Annotated in this window: 21 protein-coding genes and 1 riboswitch; of the genes, 9 read left to right on the top strand and 12 right to left on the bottom strand. The window is 66.7% G+C overall.

All coding sequences use genetic code 11. The features are described from left to right. The 4 genes from P2Q66_RS20935 to P2Q66_RS20920 all read left to right on the top strand — a co-directional run. Positions 1–1454, top strand: a 1454-nt coding sequence (locus P2Q66_RS20935; RefSeq protein WP_275731262.1) for an NAD(P)/FAD-dependent oxidoreductase, incomplete at its 5' end; no start/stop codon positions are given. A 66-nt stretch (positions 1455–1520) separates the two neighbouring features. Continuing rightward, entirely contained in the window at positions 1521–2237 is a 717-nt protein-coding gene (locus tag P2Q66_RS20930; RefSeq protein WP_275731260.1) for an ABC transporter ATP-binding protein, read from the top strand. Continuing rightward, positions 2234–4270 (top strand): YhgE/Pip domain-containing protein, encoded by a 2037-nt coding sequence (locus P2Q66_RS20925; protein ID WP_275731258.1) that lies wholly within the window; start codon positions 2234–2236, stop codon positions 4268–4270. Before P2Q66_RS20930 ends, P2Q66_RS20925 begins: the two co-directional genes overlap by 4 nt. Further along, positions 4267–4977 carry a TetR/AcrR family transcriptional regulator gene (locus P2Q66_RS20920; RefSeq protein ID WP_275731255.1) on the top strand — a complete coding sequence of 237 codons (711 nt, stop codon included), beginning with the start codon at positions 4267–4269 and terminating at the stop codon, positions 4975–4977. Before P2Q66_RS20925 ends, P2Q66_RS20920 begins: the two co-directional genes overlap by 4 nt. 490 nt (positions 4978–5467) lie before the next feature. On the opposite strand, the gene P2Q66_RS20915 is transcribed toward P2Q66_RS20920, so the two are convergent. The 3 genes from P2Q66_RS20915 to P2Q66_RS20905 form a co-directional block, all read right to left on the bottom strand. Next, the gene (locus P2Q66_RS20915) at positions 5468–6469 is read right to left on the bottom strand and encodes an EamA family transporter (protein WP_275731254.1); all 1002 of its coding nucleotides are present in this window, start codon (positions 6467–6469) and stop codon (positions 5468–5470) included. A gap of 122 nt (positions 6470–6591) precedes the next feature. Further along, the gene (locus P2Q66_RS20910; RefSeq protein WP_275731251.1) at positions 6592–7119 is read right to left on the bottom strand and encodes a histidine phosphatase family protein; all 528 of its coding nucleotides are present in this window, start codon (positions 7117–7119) and stop codon (positions 6592–6594) included. A gap of 292 nt (positions 7120–7411) precedes the next feature. Then, complete coding sequence (locus P2Q66_RS20905) at positions 7412–8275, bottom strand: winged helix-turn-helix domain-containing protein (protein ID WP_079598313.1); 864 nt, start codon at positions 8273–8275, stop codon at positions 7412–7414. Positions 8276–8958: 683 nt separating this feature from the next. Between P2Q66_RS20905 and P2Q66_RS20900 the strand changes: the two genes are divergently transcribed. The 4 genes from P2Q66_RS20900 (at position 8959) to P2Q66_RS20885 (ending at position 12785) form a co-directional block, all read left to right on the top strand. Beyond that, positions 8959–9699: a response regulator transcription factor gene (locus P2Q66_RS20900; protein ID WP_275731250.1), complete on the top strand. Its 741-nt coding sequence runs from the start codon at positions 8959–8961 to the stop codon at positions 9697–9699. A 5-nt stretch (positions 9700–9704) separates the two neighbouring features. Further along, positions 9705–11249 carry a HAMP domain-containing sensor histidine kinase gene (locus P2Q66_RS20895; RefSeq protein WP_275731248.1) on the top strand — a complete coding sequence of 515 codons (1545 nt, stop codon included), beginning with the start codon at positions 9705–9707 and terminating at the stop codon, positions 11247–11249. 80 nt (positions 11250–11329) lie between these two features. Then, a riboswitch (cyclic di-AMP (ydaO/yuaA leader) is annotated at positions 11330–11493 on the top strand. A gap of 3 nt (positions 11494–11496) precedes the next feature. Beyond that, positions 11497–12219, top strand: coding sequence for a hypothetical protein (locus P2Q66_RS20890; RefSeq protein WP_275731247.1), 723 nt, complete (start codon positions 11497–11499; stop codon positions 12217–12219). Positions 12220–12341: 122 nt separating this feature from the next. Continuing rightward, positions 12342–12785 carry a YdeI/OmpD-associated family protein gene (locus tag P2Q66_RS20885; RefSeq protein WP_079598317.1) on the top strand — a complete coding sequence of 148 codons (444 nt, stop codon included), beginning with the start codon at positions 12342–12344 and terminating at the stop codon, positions 12783–12785. Here the strand turns inward: P2Q66_RS20885 and P2Q66_RS20880 are convergent. The 4 genes from P2Q66_RS20880 to P2Q66_RS20865 all read right to left on the bottom strand — a co-directional run bounded on the left by P2Q66_RS20880 (position 12766) and on the right by P2Q66_RS20865 (position 15375). Further along, the gene (locus P2Q66_RS20880) at positions 12766–13455 is read right to left on the bottom strand and encodes an HAD-IA family hydrolase (RefSeq protein ID WP_275731245.1); all 690 of its coding nucleotides are present in this window, start codon (positions 13453–13455) and stop codon (positions 12766–12768) included. The genes P2Q66_RS20885 and P2Q66_RS20880 overlap by 20 nt on opposite strands. Positions 13456–13461: 6 nt before the next feature. Continuing rightward, a complete protein-coding gene (locus P2Q66_RS20875; RefSeq protein ID WP_079598343.1) occupies positions 13462–13830 on the bottom strand; it encodes a glyoxalase superfamily protein in 369 nt (122 codons plus the stop codon). A 93-nt stretch (positions 13831–13923) separates the two neighbouring features. Beyond that, the gene (gene upp, locus P2Q66_RS20870; protein ID WP_079598319.1) at positions 13924–14559 is read right to left on the bottom strand and encodes a uracil phosphoribosyltransferase; all 636 of its coding nucleotides are present in this window, start codon (positions 14557–14559) and stop codon (positions 13924–13926) included. A 12-nt stretch (positions 14560–14571) separates the two neighbouring features. Further along, positions 14572–15375 carry a phosphatase PAP2 family protein gene (locus P2Q66_RS20865; protein ID WP_275731241.1) on the bottom strand — a complete coding sequence of 268 codons (804 nt, stop codon included), beginning with the start codon at positions 15373–15375 and terminating at the stop codon, positions 14572–14574. Positions 15376–15437: 62 nt separating this feature from the next. On the opposite strand from P2Q66_RS20865, the gene tadA reads away from it, so the two are divergent. Next, complete coding sequence (gene tadA / locus P2Q66_RS20860; RefSeq protein WP_275731239.1) at positions 15438–15941, top strand: tRNA adenosine(34) deaminase TadA; 504 nt, start codon at positions 15438–15440, stop codon at positions 15939–15941. Between the two features lie 23 nt (positions 15942–15964). On the opposite strand, the gene P2Q66_RS20855 is transcribed toward tadA, so the two are convergent. From P2Q66_RS20855 to P2Q66_RS20835, 5 genes are all read right to left on the bottom strand, one after another. Further along, positions 15965–16327: a hypothetical protein gene (locus P2Q66_RS20855; protein WP_079598321.1), complete on the bottom strand. Its 363-nt coding sequence runs from the start codon at positions 16325–16327 to the stop codon at positions 15965–15967. Positions 16328–16389: 62 nt separating this feature from the next. Then, entirely contained in the window at positions 16390–17496 is a 1107-nt protein-coding gene (locus P2Q66_RS20850) for a glycosyltransferase family 4 protein (RefSeq protein ID WP_275731235.1), read from the bottom strand. A gap of 3 nt (positions 17497–17499) precedes the next feature. Further along, positions 17500–17895 carry a 6-carboxytetrahydropterin synthase gene (locus P2Q66_RS20845; RefSeq protein ID WP_275731233.1) on the bottom strand — a complete coding sequence of 132 codons (396 nt, stop codon included), beginning with the start codon at positions 17893–17895 and terminating at the stop codon, positions 17500–17502. A 60-nt stretch (positions 17896–17955) separates the two neighbouring features. Beyond that, positions 17956–18990 carry a dehydrogenase gene (locus P2Q66_RS20840; protein WP_275731232.1) on the bottom strand — a complete coding sequence of 345 codons (1035 nt, stop codon included), beginning with the start codon at positions 18988–18990 and terminating at the stop codon, positions 17956–17958. Positions 18991–19144: 154 nt separating this feature from the next. Next, positions 19145–20566: an HNH endonuclease signature motif containing protein gene (locus P2Q66_RS20835; protein WP_275731230.1), complete on the bottom strand. Its 1422-nt coding sequence runs from the start codon at positions 20564–20566 to the stop codon at positions 19145–19147. Positions 20567–20752 lie beyond the last annotated feature (186 nt).

Here is a 20752-nt window from a genome sequence, read left to right as displayed (position 1 = left end):
TGACGCCCCAGCCTGTTGAACGCAAATTTGATGTTGTGGTGATCGGCGCAGGCGCCGTGGGGGAAAACGTCGCCGACCGGGTTGTGCAGGGCGGACTGACCGCTGTGCTGGTGGAGGCGGAGCTGGTGGGCGGCGAATGCTCCTACTGGGCCTGCATGCCGTCGAAGGCAATGCTCCGGCCCGGCACCGCCCTGCACGGAGCACAGACCACGCCCGGAGCCAAGGAAGCGGTCACCCGTACACTCGACGCCGCCGCCGTCCTGAAGCGCAGGGATTACTTCACCGCCAACTGGCAGGACGACAGCCAGGTTTCGTGGGTCAAGGAGACCGGGATCGAACTGGTGCGCGGCCACGGCTGGCTGACGGCGCCGAAAATAGTCGAGGTGGCGGGGCTGGACGGCACGTCGCACCAACTGCAGGCACGTCATGCAGTAGTCCTGGCCACCGGTGCCATGCCCACCATGCCTCCCATCGAGGGACTGCAGGACGTGCAGGTGTGGGGCACCCGCGAAGCCACGTCGGCCAGCGAGGTCCCGGAACGGCTGGCCGTACTGGGCGGCGGCGTGGCAGGCACCGAGCTGGCCCAGGCCTTCGCCCGGCTGGGATCAGCCGTGACCCTCGTCGCGCGCAGCGGACTGCTCGGAAACTTCCCCCGGGAGGCTTCCGGCCTGGTAGCGGCCGGCCTGCGTGCGGACGGCGTGGAGCTGCGCCTCGATACAGCCACGGAGCGCATCAGCGGGAACGACGACGGCACGTTCAACCTCGAGCTGGGCGACGGAACCACCCTCACCGTGGACAAGGTCCTGGTATCCACCGGCCGGCACCCTGCCCTGGAAGGCCTTGGCCTGGAGAGCGTCGGCTTCGAACCGGACGGGCACGGCCGCCTCGTCCTGGCAACGGACGAGTCCGGTCTGGTGGGCGGAACTCCCGGTGACGAGCCCTGGCTCTACGCGGTGGGGGACGCAGCCGGGAAGAACCTCTTCACCCATCAGGGGAAGTACGAGGCCCGCGCCACCGGCGATGCCATCGCCGCCCGTGCAAAGGGGGAGCTTAACGGCACGCCGGGCGCCTGGAGCCGGTACGCGCAGACGGCCAACCAGCACGCCGTCCCGAGCGTCGTTTTCACCGACCCCGAACTGGCCTCCGTGGGCCGGACCCTGGAGAAGGCGCGGAACGACGGGTACAACGCCTCCTCCGTGGAGCTTCCCATCCAGGTTGCCGGATCCTCACTCCACTCCGAGAACTACGAAGGCTGGGCCCAGCTGGTGGTGGACGAGGACCGGAGGGTGCTGCTCGGTGCAACCTTCGCGGGACCCGACGTGGCCGAACTGCTGCACGCCGCCACGATCGCCGTGGTGGGCGAGGTTCCGCTTGACCGTCTGTGGCACGCCGTTCCCTCCTACCCCACCATCAGCGAGGTATGGCTGCGTCTTTTGGAGAAGTACGGCCTCTAAGGCCTATTTGTACTGACTGGTCAGTTTAGCTACGCTGGAAGCAGATGCATTCTGTGAAAGGCAACCTTGCTCTCAGCACACCAGCTTCACGTCAAAGGCCGCCGCGATTCCCTGCTTCCCCCCACCTCACTCCAGGTCAGCCGTGGTGAGCTGCTGCTTGTGACCGGGGGCCGGCAGGACCAGCGGACATCCCTCTCCCTCGTTCTCAGCGGCAGGATGAAGGCCAGCAGCGGCCTCATCAGTTGGGACAACCAGCAGCGCGTCAGGCCCCTTCGGCTGGCCAGTGTGCTGGTGGACTCCCCGGGGGTCAATGAACCCGAGCAGCACCTGAGTGTCCGTGACCTGGTGACGGAGGACCTGGCCCTGGTGCCGCGCCGCTACCGGGGAGCCCTCCTCAGCAAGCCGTGGCTCAAAGTGAACAGCTTCGAGGACATCGCGGACCTTTGGACGGAGCAACTGGCGCCCGGCAGGCGCCTGGAACTTTTGACGGCGCTGGCGCTGGCCAACCCCCGCACGGACCTGCTGGTTGTCGACTCCCCTGACCGGCACAGCGCGGACGACGGCGACTGGCTGCCACGGCTGCAGCGTTTAGCGTCCGACGGCGGTAGGCAACTTGCCGTCGTCGCTGCGGTCAGTGCCCTCCCGCCGTCGTGGACGGGGCCCGCCGCCGCGATCGGCAATGCCGTCCAGCACCAGCCCGCACGGCAGGCAGAACAGCAGCGGGGCGCCACGGCCCAGCCGGACAACCAGGACACCGAACTCGAAACAGAGGTTGCCAAGTGACCGTACTGCGGCTGGCCCGCTCAGAACTCAAGCGCATGACCGGCGGCCTGCTGCCCAAGCTGACAATCCTTGCCCTGACCATGGTGCCGCTCTTGTACGGCGCCGTGTACCTGTACGCCAACTGGGATCCGTACGGCAACCTGGACCACCTGGATGCCGCCCTGGTGGTGGAGGATTCGGGCGCCACAGCCAGCGACGGCAGCCACCTTTCGGCCGGCACCAAGGTGGCGGACAGCCTGGTGGAAGGGAACGTCTTCCACTGGGTGCCCGTGGACAGCACGGCCGAAGCCGACCAGGGCGTCAGCGACGGCAAGTACGCCTTTGCCCTGAAGATTCCGAAGGACTTTTCCGCCAACCTGGTATCGCCGGGCAGCTTCGATTCGGCCAGCAAAGCAATGCTTAACGTCACCACCAACGACGCCAACAACTACCTCCTGAGCACCATCGTGGACAAACTGACAACGTCGGTCCACTCCACGGTGGCCACCGAGGTGGGCGAGGAAACGGCCAACCAGCTGCTCACCGGCTTTGGCACCATCCATACCCGGATGGTCAAGGCAGCCGAAGGCGCCGGACAGCTGGCCGGCGGCGTAGCAGGCCTTCGCGACGGCACGGTCACCCTTCATGAGGGGACCACCGGGCTCAGCAGCGGAGCCTCTGAGCTGTATGCCGGACAGCTGAAGCTGCGGGACGGCGCCAACCAGCTGACCGACGGCGCCGGGCAGCTGAGCAGCGGACTGTCCACCCTCAAGGACAAGACCGCCTCGTTGCCCACCGATTCGCAGACCCTCGCCAACGGCGCCGCACGGGTGGCCGCGGGGAACGCCCAGCTGAATACCAAGGTCCAGGACGTAGCTGCCCAGCTGGACGCCGCCGACCAGGGCCTCCGTACACGGGTCATCGAATCCAATACCCGGCTTATCGCCTCGGGCGTCCTGACCCAGGAACAGGCTGACAGCATCCTGGCCGATTTCGATGCGGTGGCAGCATCCAGCCCTGTTGCAGCGGCAAAAACCAAAATCCAGACCGACGCGGCCCAGATCCAGCAGCTGGCCGACGGCGCCGAAGCCGTCAGCGTGGGTGCCGCGCAGCTGGCCGCCAGTACGCCGGCGCTTCGGGACGCGATTCAGCAGACGTCCAGTGGAGCCGACCAGCTGCACACCGGTGCTGCCACGCTTGCCACCGGTGGGCAGGCAGCCCTGGACGGCACCGCCGCCCTGGTGGACGGTGCGCGGAAGCTGGACGCGGGTGCAGCCCAGCTGGAGGAAGGCGCCGGCACGGCCGCGGACGGCTCACGGACCCTGGCCGACGAGATCGGCAAGGGAGCGGGGCAGGTGCCCAACCCGGATGACGCGCAAAAGAGCAACCTGTCCCGCGTCATGGCGGACCCGGTTGCCGTCAGCAACGTCTCGCAGGCAAAAGCCGATTCGTATGGGGCGGGGCTGGCGCCGTTCTTCCTCACCCTCGCCTTGTGGATCGGCATCTTTATGCTGGTGCAGGCAATGCGCCCCATCACCCGGCGGGCGCTCGCCTCCAACGCCCCGTCCTGGAAGATCGCACTGGGCGGCTGGCTCCCCTTCCTTGCCGTTTCCGTGGTGCAGGCCACCCTCCTGACCCTGGTGGTGAACCTGGCCCTCGGCCTGAACCCGGCCCACCCGGTCCTGACGTGGCTCTTTATGCTGGCTGCAGCCATGGCCTTCAGCGCCATCATCCAGGGCGTGGTGGCGCTGCTGGGCTCACCCGGCAAACTGGTGGTGCTGATCCTGCTGGTGCTCCAACTGGTGTCCTCCGGCGGAACATTCCCCTGGCAGACCACTCCGCAGCCCCTCCACGTGATCCACGAAATCCTGCCCATGGGCTACGTGGTCACCGGCATGAGGCACCTCATTTACGGCGCCGACCTTTCCATGATTGTTCCCACGGTGGCCGGGCTCCTGGGCTACACCCTGCTGGGCACGGTCCTGTCCACGCTGGCCGTCCGCAAGAACAAGTACTGGACCCTGAAGACGCTTAAACCGGAGATCGCGGTATGACCTCTATGCCCCCCGGGGCACCGGCACCAAAGGGGTCGGCACCGAAGGGACAGCGCCCGGCACGAACCACCGCCACCCGGCAGAAGCTCTTCGACGCCTCCATGGCACTCATCGGTGAACGCGGTGCCGCCAACGTCACCGTGGACGAGATCGCCGCCGCCGCCGGAGTGTCCAAGGGCACCGTCTATTACAACTTCGGCAGCAAGTCAGAGCTCATTGCCCAGTTGCTGCGACACGGCGTTGACATCCTCAAGGCCCGCCTGCTGGGAGCGGCAGAGGACGGGACAGTGGGCCCAGGGACAGCGGGCCCAGGGACAACGGGCCCAGGGACAACCAGAGACCCGTTGCTGGCCATGGAGGCAATGATCGGGCAGGCCATGGATTTTATGGCCGAATATCCGTCCTTCGCACGCCTCTGGGTCAGCGAAAACTGGCGGACGCCCAGTGAATGGCAGGGTACGTTCACGGTACTGCGCGGTGAGCTGCTCGCCGTGATCGGGCAAGCCGTGGAGAGCGTGGCGAAGACCTACCCCGTGGACGAATCGGTGTCCCGGGGCAGCCTGGAGACGGCCATTTTTGGTGCCTGCTTCGTGGTGGGCCTGGACCGCCAGACCTACAATCCCGAGCGCACCCGTGACCAAAGCGTTGCAGCAATCATGGCCATCATGCGCGGCTACGTGCTGAAGCCGCCCGCTCCTCAGGAATGATGGTGCACATGCGGCATATGGGGAACAGCGGAAAGTTTGCGGTCATCTGCGGCATCGTCGCTGCCGGGTTGCTTGTACTCACGGGAATCACGCTCGCGGAACCGGTGTTCGTCGCGTTCCTGGGCGTCCTGGGCCTGGCCTACGTTGCCGCTGTGGCCGAGATCCTTGCCCGGGGGCGGCGGTTCATGCTGCTGGCCGCCGGCGCCGGCACCAGCCTCACGGTCGGCTTCGCCCTGGCGTTCATGGGCACGTGGGAACTGGCATACGACGGACAGTCCTCATTCCTGGGTACTCCCCTGCCCACCAGCGACCCGGACAACTACTTCATTGGTGCCGCTGCCTCGTCCCTCGCCACCCTGCTGGTCCTGTTCCTCGGCGCCGCCTGGCCCGCCGGACGGCGGCCCGGCACCCCGAGCGGCAGGCAGTCCCCGGCACAGCGGCGTCCGGCCGCCACAACGGGGCGCCCTGCCGCAAGGAACACAGCAACAGCTCAGCGGGCCTCCGGTTCACGCGTTCCGGGGAGGGTGCCCGCGGCAGCCAAGCGGCCGTCGTCGTCCGTCCCGCCGGTCCGCACGCCGGCACCCAAGCCGGGTGCCGGTTCGGCACCCCGGCGCTGACGCCGCAGGCCGCCAACGGTGAGCACCGCCGTCGCCACCCCGCCCAGGAGCAGCAGCCCGCCGGCCAGTTCGGTGGGCGTCGGAACCTCCCCCAGCGCCAGCCAGGCAGCCGTCATCCCCACCACGGGGACCAGCAAAGTGAATGGGACAACGGCCGACGACGGGTGGCTGGCCAGGAGCCGGTTCCAGATTCCGTAGCCCACGAGCGAGGCAAACACCGCAGTGTAGAGGGCGCTGAGGATTGTGGGCGGCTGCAGGGTGGTGAGCGTGGCGATGACCTCGTCCGGGCCGTCGACGAGCAGCGAAAGCGCGGCCAGGGGCAACGGCACCACCGCGCCGGACCAGACCACCAGGCCAAGTCCGGAAGCAGCCTTGGCCTTGCGGGCAATAACATTTCCGGCAGCCCAGGAGAGGGCCGCGGCCAGCACAATAAGCAGGGGCAACAGCGGTGCCACGGCGCTGCGCCCCACTGCAACCACCGCCAGGCCCGCCACGCCCAGGACAACACCTGCCAGCTGCCTGCGGTTCGGCCGCTCCCCCAGGAAGGCGGCGGCGAGGAGGACCGTCAGCAGCACCTGGGCCTGCAGCACCAGCGACGCGAGGCCCGCCGGCATGCCCAGGGCCATGGACAGGTACAGGAGGCCGAACTGGCCCGCGCTCATGAACAGCCCGACGCCGATGATCGCCTTCCAGCTGACGTCCGGTTTCCTGATGAAGAAGATCCATGGGAAGACCACGAGCACAAAGCGCATTGCCACAAACAGGAGCGGGGGCACTTCGTGGCCTTCGGGGTGGAGCCCGACGTCGATGGCAACGAAGTTCAGGCCCCACAGGACGGCAACCAGGGCGGCGAGGAGGGAATCTCGGAGGTTCACGCTCCCACTGTGTCAGAGCACGGGCACATTGCGGGCCTGCTGCGGGAAATCGCGGCCCCAACTGGGTAGCGCTATCTGCCGTTTAGGGTGCCCATAACGACACTTGGCGCGACCTACATGGGTCAATGGGCGCGGGGAACCTTGAATTTCGTGATGCGGGCGTCCTGGCCGTCCAGCTCCGCCCACGATTTTTCGGTCTCCAAAATGGTCAGTGCGCTGGTGGGAAAGCGGGTGGCGGCATCCATGTAGGCGTCGTGGTCGGAGTCCCGTGAGGCCAGGTGCATGGCCAGGTCCTGGACGCCCGGCAGGTGCGAAATCAGCATGAGCGTGGTGACGGTGTCCGGCACGTGGTTGATGACGGTGAGCATCCGCAGCGCCGAAGCAGCGTAGAGCCCGTCCTCCAGCTTGGGGGTGGGGGCCTTGTCGCCAAGTTCCGAGCACACCCAGGTGCAGGTCTGCCGGGTCCGCAGCGCGCTGGAGCACAGGATGAAATCCGGAACGATGTTGTGCGTGAGCAGCCAGCGCCCGGCCAGCGGGGCTTCCCGGTGCCCGCGCTCCTCGAGCGGCCGCTCATGGTCAGCCACGCCCCCGGGCCAGTCGGCCTTGGCATGCCGCATGATCACAAGCCGTCGAAGATGGTGCTCACTCATGCCCCAAGCCTAGTCGGGGACCAAACGAGGTGCGCCCGGCGTCGAACGTCACGTCGAGCATGCTCATAGCCGGCCACTCGGGCACACAATGCGGAACGACGGGCCGAACACATCCCGTGGAAGCCAAATCGGTGCTCCTGGTGACGCCACCCCCCTGCCAGCCGCGGAGGCACATGCCCGGAGAGGCTGGGTAAACGCCAAAGGCGGCACATCCCGAAAGCGCCGTTGTTGCGTGAGGTACGAGCGCAGGCGCAGAGGGATCGTGCCGCCTTAAGGCGTGCGAACAGGAGTACTAGATCGAGTATTCCGGAGCGGCCCAGACCACAACTTCGGGGTGCTCGTAGAACCGGTAGCCCTGGCCGCGGACGGTGCGGACGGTGTTGGCGAGGCGGCCCAGCTTGGAGCGGAGCCGGCGGATGTGGACGTCGATGGTGCGCTCGTTGGGCACTTCCTCGGCGTTGCGCCACAGGCCTTCGAGGAGTTCGTCGCGGCCCACGGTGCGGGTGCCGTTCTCCACGAGGTAGTTCAGGAGCTCGAACTCCTTGAACGTGAGGTTGAGTGACTCGCCGTCGAGGTGCACTTCGCGGCGGGCGAGGTCGATGAGGACGCCGGACGGGCGCGGCTCCTGCGGCTGCTGCGGACGGGGCGTCTCGGTGCGCTGGCGGGAGTTGACGGTGGGGTCGCCGAAGGTGGAACGGACGACGTCGAGCGCGGAACCGGGGGTGCCGGCGGGGGCAACGGCCACGGCCGCGTAGCTCTCGGCCCCGGTCACCAGGGACTGGGCGTAAGCGCGGATTTCCTGGGCGAGCTTGGCAATCGAGGTGCCTGCAGCGGCCGCGGTTTCCTCGTCGATGCCCATGTAGAGGACGAATCCGCGGGCCACGGTGTCGTTTGCGACGGGACGTACGGCGTTGGGTCCTGCTACTACAGGGGTGGGTGCGGTCACGGGCGCAGACTCGGCCGGCGGAACAGCGCGCAGCTGTCCGTAGGAGTTGGGGTTGTATCCCTGTGGGGCGTAGCCCTGGGCCGGGAAGCTGCTTCCGGATGACGGCGAGAGCGACGGGCGGGGCCCGAAGCCGGGGCGCAGACCGGAGGGCTGGCCGGCCTTGGCGGCGTTACGGACGGAAATGTGGACGTATCCGGATGCAACTGACATGGAATGCTTACCTCAATGTGAATGGCCGCAGTAGCGGCTCGAATGCTGGGTTTCCCCGCAATGCGAATTGGAGAGGGGCGCCCGACGCTGGGCTGGGGGGCGAATGCCTAGGAACTTCGGCGGGTGGGAAGGTCAGGCGTGCATTCGACAACAGCGCATGTCGGCAGCAGCTGGTGTGCTGGGCCAATATTCTGCGGCTGCAGGTGCTGTTGAGTTCTTGTTCACATTGGAAGTGTGCAGCGTAACAATGGCAACTTGCAAGTAACAATGGACGCGATCGTCCGCATGGTGAGACAAAATGCTCCATTGTGGCGCAGATCACGATTCTGGAAGTCGCCAAAGAATAACGTTCGTTATCCGACAATAGGCCATAAAAGGCGCGAAATCGGAACATTCTTCGCCCAAACACTACTTTCCTACTTTCTTATTCAACTGAGGGACGAATCCCAAAATCAGTCTCCTTACCTTCCCGACGTGTCCAGCGGCGCGCGGACGGGACAAGAAAAATTTCGGGTGTTGGGCACCGAAAGGGCTCCAGCAGCAGGACCGTAAGGAGTTCCGCACGAGCTGGTGAAAGTCCTGCAGCAGAAGCGGGGCAGTATTCAGCTGGCTAGGCTGGGATTCACAGCTTGGGCACAGGAAGCGCATAGCCCGGCTTAAACGAATGATCGGAGAGTTGTCCCATGGCCACTTCGCACTCCATGACCAACAACCTCCCCACGCTCTCGCACCCGGACGGCTCCCCCATCCGTGCCCTGGTGGTGGACGATGAGCCCAGCCTCTCCGAACTGATGAGCATGGGCCTGCGAATGGCCGGGTGGTCCGTCGCCGTCGCCGCCGACGGCCCGGAAGCGGTGAAACTCGCCAAAGACTTTCGCCCCGACGTGCTGGTGCTGGACGTGATGCTTCCCGGCTTCGACGGCGTCGAACTGCTGGGCAGGATCCGCGCCTTTGCGCCGGAGGTGCCTGCGCTCTTCCTCACGGCCAAGGACGCTATCCAGGACCGGATCGTGGGCCTGGCCGCAGGCGGCGACGACTACGTCACCAAGCCGTTCAGCATGGAGGAGGTCCTCCTCAGGCTCCACCGCCTGGTGCAGCGTTCGGGGGTTGCTGCCATGGACACCGCCGAGCTGGTGGTGGGCGACCTTGTCCTCAACGTCGATACCCGGGAGGTCACCAGGGCGGGCGACGATGTCCAGCTCACGGCCACCCAGTTCGAGCTCCTCCGCTACCTGATGGAGAACCCCAAGAGGGTGATCAGCAAGGCGCAAATTCTGGACAGGGTGTGGGACTACGACTTCGGCGGCCAGGCCAACATCGTGGAGCTCTACATCTCCTACCTGCGCAAGAAGATCGACGCCGTCCACCCGCCCATGATCCACACCGTGCGCGGGGCCGGCTACGTCATCAAGCCGGCGGAGTAGGCGCCATGGCCTCCCCCGAAGCTCCGCAGTCCCATCGGCGGAGCTGGCTCAAACCCGCCACCTGGCACCTTCGCACCCGGCTGATCCTCCTGGCCATGGCCTTGCTGATCGCGATCTGCGGCGCTGTGGGAGTGGCCAGCTACGCGTCCATGGATGCCTTCCTGACACGGCAGCTTGATGAGCAGCTGAGCCAGGCTGCAGAAAGGGCCAATGATCCCGGCCGTCCCCCGATGGGCGGCTTCAACGGACGCGACCCGCTGGACGCGCGCGGGCAGAGCGTTGGCACGGTCAACGCCAGGATCCTCAACGGCCAGGTCAACAGTGGCGGTTTCCTGGCGTCAGACACCACCCGTTCCGCGCTGTCCACCGAAGACAAGGAAACCCTGCTGGCGCTGGCCGCCAACGCCCAGCCGGTGGACCGCGCCCTCTCCAACGGCAACTACCGGCTCGTTGCGGTGAAAACAAATTTCGGCGATGTCCTGGTGACCGGGCTCCCCCTCGCCGGCAAGGAAAGTACCCTCACGTCGCTGGTGTGGACCTTCGTATTCGTCTCGCTGGGGGGCCTGCTGCTGGTGGGGCTGGCCGGAACCATCCTGATCCGGCGCACCATGAAGCCGCTGGAACAGCTCTCCGAGGTGGCCACCCGGGTGTCGCAGCTGCCGCTCGACGCCGGTGAGGTGGCGCTGGCGGTGCGGGTGCCGCCGTCGAACTCCAACCCCGGAACGGAAGTGGGCAGCGTTGGCCATGCACTGAACCTCATGCTGGACAACGTGGCCAGTGCGCTGCAGGCACGGCAGAAGAGCGAGACCAAGGTGCGGCAGTTCGTGGCGGACGCGTCGCACGAGCTGCGGACGCCGCTGACCGCCATCCGCGGCTACACCGAGCTGATGCGGATGACGGAGGACTTCACTCCGGACGGCCAGAAGTCGCTGGCCAGGGTGCAGAGCCAGTCCGAACGGATGACGGCGCTGGTGGAGGACCTGCTGCTGCTCGCCCGCCTGGACGAGGGGCAACCGCTGAAACTCACCGAGGTGGACCTCACGCAGCTCGTGGTGGAGAGCGTCAGTGACGAAAAGGTGATGGCCCCCGGACACACCTGGCGCCTTGAGCTGCCCGATGAGCCGGTGGTGGTCAACGGCGATGCCTCCCAGCTGCGCCAAGTGCTGGTGAACCTGCTCTCCAACGCCCGCAAGCACACACCGTCCGGCACCACAGTGGTGACCGGCGTCGGCACCTCGCCCGAGGGTGCGGCGATCGTAGCGGTAAGGGACGACGGCGGGGGTATCCCTGCCGCATTCGTGGACCATGTCTTTTCACGCTTTGCCCGCGCAGACGCGGCCCGGAAAGGCTCGGGAGACCAGGCGGGAGCCTCCGCGGCCGAAGGCACCAGCGGCCTGGGCCTGTCCATCGTGCAGTCAATCATGGAAGCCCATGGCGGGCGGGTAACGGTGACATCACGGCCGGGCCGGACGGAGTTCGCCCTGCAGATGCCACTCCTGCAGCAAAAGGGGCAAGGCGACGCGCCGCGATTCGTGATCTCCGTTACCTAAATGTGACTTAAGCGCTCCACTCCTGTACCGTCGATTGGGTGCGGTTCCCGTTCGGACCGCATATCCGGATGACGCCAAGCTCTGCCACTTCCCGGATCTCCCCGATTGACCAAGGCAGAGGCGGGGGACCCACCGTCCCGGGCATGTACCGCCCTTGGGGTTAAGCCAGCACGTGATCTTTCCGTGTGGCCGGATGCCCTCATCCGAACCCGACAGCTAACTCCGCAGGTGTGAGAGGCGATCAATCATGTTCAAATTCCCGGTAAAACCGCGCCCGAAAAACGGCTCTGACAGCAATGCGGAGCGCCCTGAAGGCAAGAACTTCACCTTTGGCCAGCGTGCCGCAGTCCTTGCAGCGTCCTGTGCGCTGCTGGTCGGAGTAGGCGCCGCAGGCCAGGCCACCGATGCCATGACCGCGGTCTCATCAAGCGCCCAGTCCACAGCGGATTCGGATGCGCAGATGAGCATCGAGAAGAGCGAGATCCGGTCCAACCCGGCCGAGTCACCCGTGCCCCCTGCGATCAACGTTGTGCCCCAGGCCGCGGAGCCGGCACCGGCCCCCGCACCCGAGCCTGCTCCGGCAGAACCTGCTCCGGCACCCGCCCCTGAACCCGCGCCCGCACCGGCACCGGCACCCGAGCCGGCTCCCGTCGTCGCGGTTAATGACCCCGCAGGTGCCCAGGCCTACGCAGCCGGCCAGCTGGCTTCCTACGGCTGGGCCGCGGACCAGATGCAGTGCCTGGTGACGCTGTGGGACAAGGAATCGGACTGGACCACCACGGCCACCAACCCCAGCAGCGGCGCCTACGGCATCGTGCAGTCCCTGCCCGCCGAGAAGATGGCGAGCGCCGGGGCCGACTACCTCACCAACTACCGCACGCAGATCAACTGGGGCCTGAACTACATCCAGGAGCGTTACCAGTCCCCGTGCGGCGCGCTGAACTTCCACTACGCCAACAACTGGTACTAAGCCTGCGCTGCCGCCTCGAAGCGGCACCAGTCTGTTGAAGCGGCCCTCTTCCGTTGAAGGGGGCCGCTTCTGTTGAAGCCGCTTCTGTTGAAGCCGGTCCGGGGCCTGGTTTATTTTGAACCATGAAGTTCACCACCACCATCCAGGGCAGCGGCAATAAGACCGGCATTGAGGTTCCCGAGCATGTTGTGGAGGGGCTGGGGGCCGGCAGGCGGCCTCCGGTGGTGGTGACCATCAACGGCAAAAGCTACCGCAGCAGCATTGCGGCGATGGGCGGGCGGAACATGATCTCCCTCAGCGCCCATAACCGGGAGTTCACGGGGGTCTCCGCTGGAGAAACGGTGGACGTGGAGCTGGAACTGGATACGCAGCCGCGGATCGTGGAGGTTCCCGGGGACCTTGCGGCAGCGATGGCTGCGGAGCCGGCCGCACAGGAGTTCTACGCCACCCTCAGCTACAGTGCCCAGCGGCGGTATGTTGAGCCGCTGGATGACGCCAAGACACCGGAAACCCGGGCGCGGCGGATCGCCAAGGTTGTAGCGGACCTCAAAGCCGGAAAGAAATGACCGGCTGGCCGTTGCCTTCCGCATCCACGACGGCGGTGACACTGCTGTAGTCCGCGATGTGCAGCACGCCGTCCGGCAGCGGTCCGGTGTTTGGGCCCACAGCCACGGTGCGGATGCCCGCAGCAACGCCCGCGGCAATGCCGGCGGGGGCGTCCTCGAACACCAGCGCCTCCGCCGGCTCCGCTCCCAGGAGGGCTGCGGCCTTGAGGTAGCCTTCCGGGTCCGGCTTGCCGCGGCTTACCTGTTCGGCCGTGACTGCAATGGCCGGCATGGGCAGCCCCGCAGCGGCCATGCGGATGTCGGCCAGCACACGGTCGGCGGAGGTGACCAGCGCGACGGCGTCGGCGGGCAAGGCTGCCAGCAGCCGCGCCGCTCCGGCCAACGCCAGGATGCCGTCCGTCCGGACCCGCTCCATGGCCCCGAGCTCCGCAGTCAGGGCGTGAACATCAGCACCGGCGGGGGCAAAGCGCCGGACCGTATCGATGGCCTGCACACCATGGGACGTCCGCAGGATCTCCTCGAAGTCCAGGCCGTAGCGCACGGCGAATTCACCCCAGACCTCTTCCACCACAGCGGTGGAGTCCACCAGCGTGCCGTCCATGTCGAACAGGACGGCACGGCAGGTCAGGGTTCGTTGGCTGGCGGAAGCGGAATGGCTCATGCTTCCCATCGTGCCCTAACGGCCGGGGATGTACTGCACCGCCCACCTGTTGCCGTCGGGGTCTGCGAAGTAGACAAAGTGGCCCCAGTCCTGCACATCAACGTCGCTGACATCCACCCCATTGTCTTTCAGGTGCCGGTGCGCTGCCTCGATGTCGCTGACCACCAGCTGCAGGTTGGAGCCCGTGCCGGGAGCTGCGTCGGTGAGCCCGTCGCCGATGCAGATCGAACAGGCGGAGCCGGGCGGCGTCAGCTGGACAAAGCGGATGGAGTCTGTGGGCCGCTCGTCGAAATCGGCGTTGAACCCCACCTTGTTGACGTAGAAATCCTTGGCACGGTCCACATCGGACACAGGGACATATACAAGTTCAAGTTTCCAGTCCATGGGCACAGGCTACGGCCGGGCCCGGGAATGCGGAAGGCTTCGCCCTTGCCCGGCTTGGCGGGGGACCTTCGCCGGAGCCTCTAGCGGGCGCCGCTAGCCTGCGATGCCGTACAGGCGGTCGCCCGCGTCCCCAAGCCCGGGAACGATGTAGGACTTCTCGTTCAGCTTCTCGTCGATGGAGGCCAGGACGATGGTGACGTTGGCGCCGGACAGTTCCTCCTCCAGCTTGGCCAGGCCCTCGGGCGCCGCCAGCAGGCAGATGCACGTTACGTCGGATGCGCCGCGCTTGAACAGGAACTTGATGGCCTCGCGCAGCGTTCCCCCGGTGGCCAGCATGGGGTCCAGCACGAAGATCTGGCGGTCCGTGAGGTTCTCCGGGAGCCGCTCTGCATAGGTGATGATGTCCAGGGTTTCCTCGTCCCGGGCCATTCCCAGGAATCCCACCTCGGCGGTGGGCACCAGCTTGGTCATGCCCTCGAGCATGCCCAGGCCTGCGCGCAGGATGGGAACCACCAGCGGGGTGGGCTTGGTGAACGCGGTACCCACGGTGGTGCTGACGGGCGTCTCGATGGTGACCGGTTCCGTGCGGACCTCGCGGGTGGCCTCGTACGCCAGGAGCGTCACCAGTTCTTCCGTCAGCTGCCGGAAAACCGGGGACGGAGTGTTTTTGTCCCGGAGAACGGTGAGCTTATGGGCGACCAGCGGGTGGTCCACAACGAGAGTGCGCATGCGTCAAAACTATCATCCGGCGTTATCCTTGCCGCGTCCGCCGTGGCCGTCATGGTGCATGGCATCCGCCACGACATCGCGCACCACCGGGTGCTCGAAGGTGGGTGCCGGGCCTGCGTGCTCCCGCCGCCGGATCAGGTGGAACAGCCGGTGGGCCAGAATCACCATTCCCACCCAGGCGAGGCCCAGCAGCCAGCCGGCCATAACGTCCGTCAGCCAGTGGTGGCCCAGGAACACCCTGCTCAGGCCCATGGCGATGATGAAGATGACCCCTGCCGTGATGGCGGTGATCCGCGCCCAGAGCATCTGGAACTGCAGGCACATGATGTAGAGCAACACACCGATCACCACCGTGGTGTTCAGGGTATGGCCGCTGGGGAACGACGGAGAGGACTCGTACGGCGGTACCGCTTCTGTGTGGTCCGGGCGGGTCCTGCCCACGAGCCGCTTGCCCACCGTGGTGGCCGTGGTGGACACCAGTGCCGCACCTCCGACCAGGATGATGGGCCGCCACGTCCTGCTCAGGAAGGTCAGCCAGGCAGTGAGAACGCTTGCCAGGATGGGCATGCCGACCCCGCCGCCCACATTCGTGAAGGCGGTGACAAAGGCGTCCGTTTCCGGGTTCCGCAGCGTCTGGAAGTATTCGAGGGCGGGAATATCCAGCCCCGCCAGCCCTTCCTCGTCCACCACGTCGGAATACACCTCGGTGCCCAGCGCGGCAAGGCTGACCACCAGGGCTCCGCCAATGATCAGCGTCAGCCACAGGGCGGCATACGGCTTGATCCACTGGTCCACGCGGTCTCGGACGGTGCTCATGTGTGCCTCCCGGCGGATGTTCGTCACGGGCTCTGGGTATCCTTCGAAACTATCATTGAGCCATGGTCTCCGCTGAAAAACACGACACGTGGATGGGGCTTGCCCTCACGGAAGCCCGCCGTGCCCTTGCTACCGAGGATGTGCCGATCGGTGCCGTGGTGTTGGGGCCCGACGGCGCCGTGCTGGGTTCCGGACGGAACCAGCGGGAGGAGCTTGGCGACCCCACCGCCCATGCCGAGGTGGTTGCCATCCGCCAGGCTGCGGAGCGGCTGCGGGAGCGTGCGCTGATCGACGGCGGCCAGGCGGACGGCTGGCGGTTGTCCGACTGCACGCTGGTGGTCACCCTCGAACCGTGCGCCATGTGTGCCGGCGCCATTGTCCTGGCCCGGATTCCGCGGGTGGTTTTCGGGGCGTGGGATGAGAAGGCAGGGGCGGCGGGCTCCGTGTTCGACGTCCTGCGCGAGCGCCGCCTTAACCATTGGGTGGAGGTCTATGCAGGCGTACGGGAAGCGGAGTGTGCGGTGCTGCTGCGGGATTTCTTTGCCGGGCACCGGACCCGGCTTTAGCATCTGTCAGACGGCCGGTAAGGTCAGGCGGCCATGCCAGATCCGCCAAAGAGTTGTTCCGCCCGGCGGATGAGGTGTTCCGGGACGTCTGCGGCAGAGCCCCAGTTCCTGCCCCGGCCCAGGAAGACGGCGGTACCGCGCGGCACCACCACGTCATCCACGCCGCACTCCTGCATTAGTCGCGCCGCCCGGGCATTGACGGGATGGTTCGCGGAGTGGCCTTCGGCGTTCAGGTAGACGCACCAGTCCCCGCGGATGACGTCCTCCAGGACACCGCACACCAGGCCTTCAAGGACCTCCGGGTTGTATTCCAGGCGCTCAACGCGGACAGCCTCGGCGTCGTCGTCCGGGATGATCAGTGCCGTGTACTTCGTGGTGTCCACCATGTTTGTCTCCACCAGCGTTAACACCAAAAAGCTAGGTTGTGTTCCCCGATTCAGCGGGGCGCCTAACGGGCGGACGTGCCTTTTGGGCCGGGTGTGCCGAGGGCCTCCAGGACAGTCTCCGCGGTCCGGTTCCAGTCCGGCAGGCGGGTCCGGGCTTCCATGGCGGCCCGCCGCCATGCCTGACGGATGTCCGGGTCCCCGAGCCAGCCGCGCAGCACGTCAGCCAGCCTGGCCGGGCCCTCCCGGTCGCCCGGCACAAGGGGCACTGCCACTCCGGGAAGCCGGGGGCCGCCGTCGTCATCCGCCAGTCCGGCCAGCCCCAACGCTTCCACCGCTCCCGTCCCCTGGCGCACTACCACCGGAAGGCCCCGGGCAAGCGACTCTGTAACCACCATTCCGAACGCTTCAGCCCGGGACGGCAGGAGGCTCAGGTTGGCAGCGTCCCACTCCCGGTCCAATTCTTCGCCCACCAGCTCGCCGGTCAGCCGCACCCGCTCCTCCAATCCGTAGGCGGCGATCGCGGCCCGCACCTTCCCCGCGTATTCGGGGTCGGCCTGGTCGGACCCAACCAGCGCCGCCGTCCACTCAAGGTCCTGGATCCGGGACAACGCGTCAACCGTCAGCAACTGGTCCTTGTTGGGCAGGAGGGCCGCCACGGCAATCATGTGGGGTAGCGGGGAACCGGAAGCAACAGGTGCGGGGTCCACACCTGGCAGTGCGACCCTGATGCCGTGAAGCCCGTGCCGCTGCGCCAACGTGGCCGCTGTGCTGCTGCTGGTGCTGATGAGGCCGGAAGCGGCGCGAAGAGCGCGCGCCTCCCGCTTCCATGCGGGCCCGCCAGGGCCATCGGGCACTGTCATGTGGAGCAGCACCCAAGTCTCGTGCCCTGCCTTGGCTGCAAACTCCATCTCGTCCGGGGCGCCCACGGCCACCAACCCGTCCACGATGACCACCGCCGGCCCCCGTCCCGCCTCCGGTTCCCACGCTCCGAGAAGCGTGCCCAGCCGGCGTCGATCCTTCGCCGAGGCCTCGGGCCAGGATCCTTCCACCGCCAGCACCTCGACGTCGGCTCCCAATCCCTGCAGCCCTTGCACCATCCGGGCGTTGTAGGCGTTCCCGCCGGAATGGTGGTGGATGTTGCCGGGAACCAGCAGGCGGATGGGCTGCATGGATCAGGCGGAAAGGTCCAGCGAGAAGGTGGCCCACGCGTCCGGGTTCTCGCGGAGGGTGACGTCGATGCCTTCAAGGTGGCGGCCGTCGTCGTGATCTTTGATCTTTTCGGCGACCGACTGGGCGATGTACCGGGCGAGCGCTTCCGTGGTGCTGAGCTTGCCGGCGAAGTCGGGATGTTCGTCCAGGTTGCGGTAGTTCAGCCCTGCCAGCACCTCCTCGATGACCGTGCCGGCGGCGCCGATGTCCAGGACGATGGCGTCATCATTGAGGGCACGACGGCGGAACGCCACTTCCGCGACGAAGGTTGCGCCGTGCAGGGCCTGGGCGGGGCCGAAGGCCTCCCGGGGCAGGCTGTGGGCGATCATGAAGTGGCGGCGGACGGTCAGTCTGAACATGGATTACCTCGTGGCTTGGGAGTCGGTAGGCGGGGTGGGCTTATTGGTGTCCTGGCTGTTTCAGGCGTCCTGGCTGGTGCTTTGGCTGGCGGCCTGGCTGCTGTCCTGCGGGTACTCGATGACGTGGCAGAGCGCCTCCAGGGTTCCGTCGGCCAGGCCCTGCACTACCTCGGGCAGCTCGTCGAACGGTGACGAACCGGTGAGGAAGGCGTCGAACACCGGGTCGGCCAGCAGGGAGACGGCCAGGTCCAGGCGGTCTGCGTTGGTCCGGCGGTGGCGGCGGGCGCGTGCCACCACCCCTACCTGGCTGGCCCTTATGGACAGGCGGCGGGCGTGGAAGTCCTCCCCCAGCGGCAGGGTGACCTCACGGTTCGCGTACCAGGACATCTCGATAACGTCCCCTTCGTCGCCCGCCAGCTGCAGGCTGCGTTCCAGGCCTTCCTGTGAGGCGGAGCAGTGGAACACAATGTCGCAGTCGGCCAAGGCGTCATCCGGGTGGGCGAAATCAACCTCCAACGCATCCGCCAGCTGTTTCCTGCCGGGGTCCAGGTCCACGAGTTGCAGGCGGTCCAGGGGGAAGGTGCGCAGGAGCGTGGCCACCATGCCGCCCACCAGGCCTGCCCCTACCACTGCAACCCGGTCCCCCAGCCGAGGTCCGGCTTCCCAGAGCGCGTTGACTGCGGTTTCCACCGTTCCCGTGAGGACGGCGCGCCGGGCGGGGACGCTCTCAGGAATCCTCGTCAGGTCGCCAACCGGAACGATGTAGCGGTCCTGGTGCGGGTTCAGGCAGAACACGCGCTGGCCCTTCCAGTCCTCCGGCCCCTCCTCAACCACACCTACCGACAGGTACCCGAATTTCACCGGCCCGGGGAACTGCCCCTCCTGGTGCGGAGCCCGCATTTCTTTGGCGACCCGTGGCGGGACAGCGCCGTGGTGGACCACCATTTCAGTGCCCTTGCTGATGCCGGAGTAGAGGGCGCGGACGAGGGCCTCGCCGGGGCCGGGCGCCGGCAGTTCCTCGGACCGGAGCTCGCCGTGTTCACGTTCGGTGGTCCAGTAGGCGGTGGCGTGGACGGGATTCTGCGCGTTAGTCATTGTGCTGATGAATCTAGCTGGACCGATGGGCGCGGGGAAAGTCTGACACCGAGGGCGTGCGTCTTCTCAGAAGTTGTGTCCGGTGCAGCTTAGGAACGTCCGCCAGCGGCAAAACCGTTAGGCCCCGCGCATAACCGTTACGCAGAGCCGACCGCTAGGCAGACAGTCGCTTCAGTATCGCCTCTTCGAAAAGGCTTCTTTCCCCGGGCAGGCATCCTCGAGGCCAGTGTGGTGGTTCCCAGTCCTGGTGTTCGCTTTTGTATCTTCGGCCTGAGGGTGAGATCCAGCCGGGTGGTTCGTTTTTGGTGGCCGGGGTGGGTGTCCAACCGCTGGTGTGTTTCAGGCGGTGGTGTTTGCGGCAGGGCTGGCCCAGATTGCTGATTCCGGTGGTCCCGCCGTGATGCCAGGCCAGCAAATGGTCTGCTTCGTTGTCCAGGGAGTTGTTGGAACAGCCCGGGAAGGGGCACTTCCCGTCTCGCATCCGCAGCCAGCGGCGGATAGCTTTGGTGACCCGGTAGCTGGTGCGCCCGATCTCCAACGGCGCCCCGTCCCGCGGATCCACCAGCACCCGATAAAACGAGCCAGCCCCGTCCGCCACCAACTTTCGCGCCATCGACGCCGGGATCGGGCCGTAGCCGTCAAGCATCGCCGGTTCATCCGTCAGACCCATAAGCGAGAACACCGGCACCGTAACCAGGACCTCCGCGTGCGGAGTACGGACCTCCGCAACCGTACGGCCGGGGCTCTGCCCGTTCTGCCTGTCCTGTCCGTTGCTGAGGACGGCGTCGGCGAAGATGTCGGCGCAGAGCTGGGGCAGGGTCCGGGACTCGTCCGGGCCCTGCAACCCCCGGGCGAGGGCGGTGGTGCGGTTCCACATCGCCGACGCGGTGTCCGCCGGGAGGTAGGCGTGGAACCAGGCCATCCCGTCCATGTCAGGACGGTGCTCCACCCGCCGCTCCGCGACACTCCTGGCATGGCGCTTCTCAAGGGATTCGGGGTGGTGGCGTTCCCGCCAGATCCGGGCCTTGTGCCGGAACCGGTGCGGCACCAACTCACCCGGCGCCGGCGCGGTGGCCGGGTTCGGTGCGTCCGGGCCCAGGAAATGCGCCTCCAGCGCAGCGGCCCCGGCCCGATCCAGGGTGGCGGTTTCCTCGACCATGGCCTTCGCGTGAGCCCACGACAGGCTTCCGTCCTGCAACCCCGCAAGGGTCAACGGCAAAACATTGGCCAGCACCTGGGACTGGTCCAGCAGCACACCGGCAGCCCGCGCACCAATGGTCAACACACCCGCGACCTCGGCGACCGCCGCCATCTCCTGCGCCTGCGCTGATACAGCGGCAGGCGTCACCGCCCGGTCGCTCTCCGCATAGGCCGCCACAGCCTGCGCCTTCAACCCGGCCAGCCGCGCCTCACACCCCGCAACACCGGCAAGGATGTCCAGGCACCCATCCGCCAAACCACGCAACGGATCAGCCACCGAAAACGGCTCCAAACCCGCCCCAGCCACCTCCGCAGCCAGCACGGCAAGAGCGGCATCGATATCCGCAAATGCCCTCACCACCGCCGCGCTTCCCATAAAAACATCATCCCGCGGGGGTCTGACAATGCGAGCGGCCACAGGGCCTCACCCGCCTGACCGCCCGTTTTGGGGATGTGCGCCTCGCTCCGGTACCCTATTGAGGTTGGTGACGTGTCCGAGCGGCCGAAGGTGCAACACTCGAAATGTTGTTTGGTGTAAAAGCCAACGTGGGTTCAAATCCCA

Source organism: Arthrobacter sp. Cr_A7 (assembly GCF_029222765.1).
In the GTDB taxonomy this organism is placed as follows: domain Bacteria; phylum Actinomycetota; class Actinomycetes; order Actinomycetales; family Micrococcaceae; genus Arthrobacter.
Note: the sequence above shows the minus strand (reverse complement) of the source record. Positions and strands in the feature narration are given on the sequence as shown.

Bases quoted from the DNA above. Each gene is read 5' to 3' on its own strand.
- P2Q66_RS20890 (WP_275731247.1), top strand. From the start codon at position 11,497: ATGTTCAAATTCCCGGTAAAACCGCGCCCGAAAAACGGCTCTGACAGC.
- P2Q66_RS20840 (WP_275731232.1), bottom strand. From the start codon at position 18,990: ATGACTAACGCGCAGAATCCCGTCCACGCCACCGCCTACTGGACCACC.
- P2Q66_RS20855 (WP_079598321.1), bottom strand. From the start codon at position 16,327: ATGGTGGACACCACGAAGTACACGGCACTGATCATCCCGGACGACGAC.
- P2Q66_RS20900 (WP_275731250.1), top strand. From the start codon at position 8,959: ATGGCCACTTCGCACTCCATGACCAACAACCTCCCCACGCTCTCGCAC.
- P2Q66_RS20845 (WP_275731233.1), bottom strand. From the start codon at position 17,895: ATGTTCAGACTGACCGTCCGCCGCCACTTCATGATCGCCCACAGCCTG.
- tadA (WP_275731239.1), top strand. From the start codon at position 15,438: ATGGTCTCCGCTGAAAAACACGACACGTGGATGGGGCTTGCCCTCACG.
- P2Q66_RS20850 (WP_275731235.1), bottom strand. From the start codon at position 17,496: ATGCAGCCCATCCGCCTGCTGGTTCCCGGCAACATCCACCACCATTCC.
- P2Q66_RS20920 (WP_275731255.1), top strand. From the start codon at position 4,267: ATGACCTCTATGCCCCCCGGGGCACCGGCACCAAAGGGGTCGGCACCG.
- P2Q66_RS20835 (WP_275731230.1), bottom strand. From the start codon at position 20,566: ATGGGAAGCGCGGCGGTGGTGAGGGCATTTGCGGATATCGATGCCGCT.
- P2Q66_RS20875 (WP_079598343.1), bottom strand. From the start codon at position 13,830: ATGGACTGGAAACTTGAACTTGTATATGTCCCTGTGTCCGATGTGGAC.
- upp (WP_079598319.1), bottom strand. From the start codon at position 14,559: ATGCGCACTCTCGTTGTGGACCACCCGCTGGTCGCCCATAAGCTCACC.
- P2Q66_RS20880 (WP_275731245.1), bottom strand. From the start codon at position 13,455: ATGGGAAGCATGAGCCATTCCGCTTCCGCCAGCCAACGAACCCTGACC.
- P2Q66_RS20910 (WP_275731251.1), bottom strand. From the start codon at position 7,119: ATGAGTGAGCACCATCTTCGACGGCTTGTGATCATGCGGCATGCCAAG.
- P2Q66_RS20865 (WP_275731241.1), bottom strand. From the start codon at position 15,375: ATGAGCACCGTCCGAGACCGCGTGGACCAGTGGATCAAGCCGTATGCC.
- P2Q66_RS20905 (WP_079598313.1), bottom strand. From the start codon at position 8,275: ATGTCAGTTGCATCCGGATACGTCCACATTTCCGTCCGTAACGCCGCC.
- P2Q66_RS20885 (WP_079598317.1), top strand. From the start codon at position 12,342: ATGAAGTTCACCACCACCATCCAGGGCAGCGGCAATAAGACCGGCATT.
- P2Q66_RS20895 (WP_275731248.1), top strand. From the start codon at position 9,705: ATGGCCTCCCCCGAAGCTCCGCAGTCCCATCGGCGGAGCTGGCTCAAA.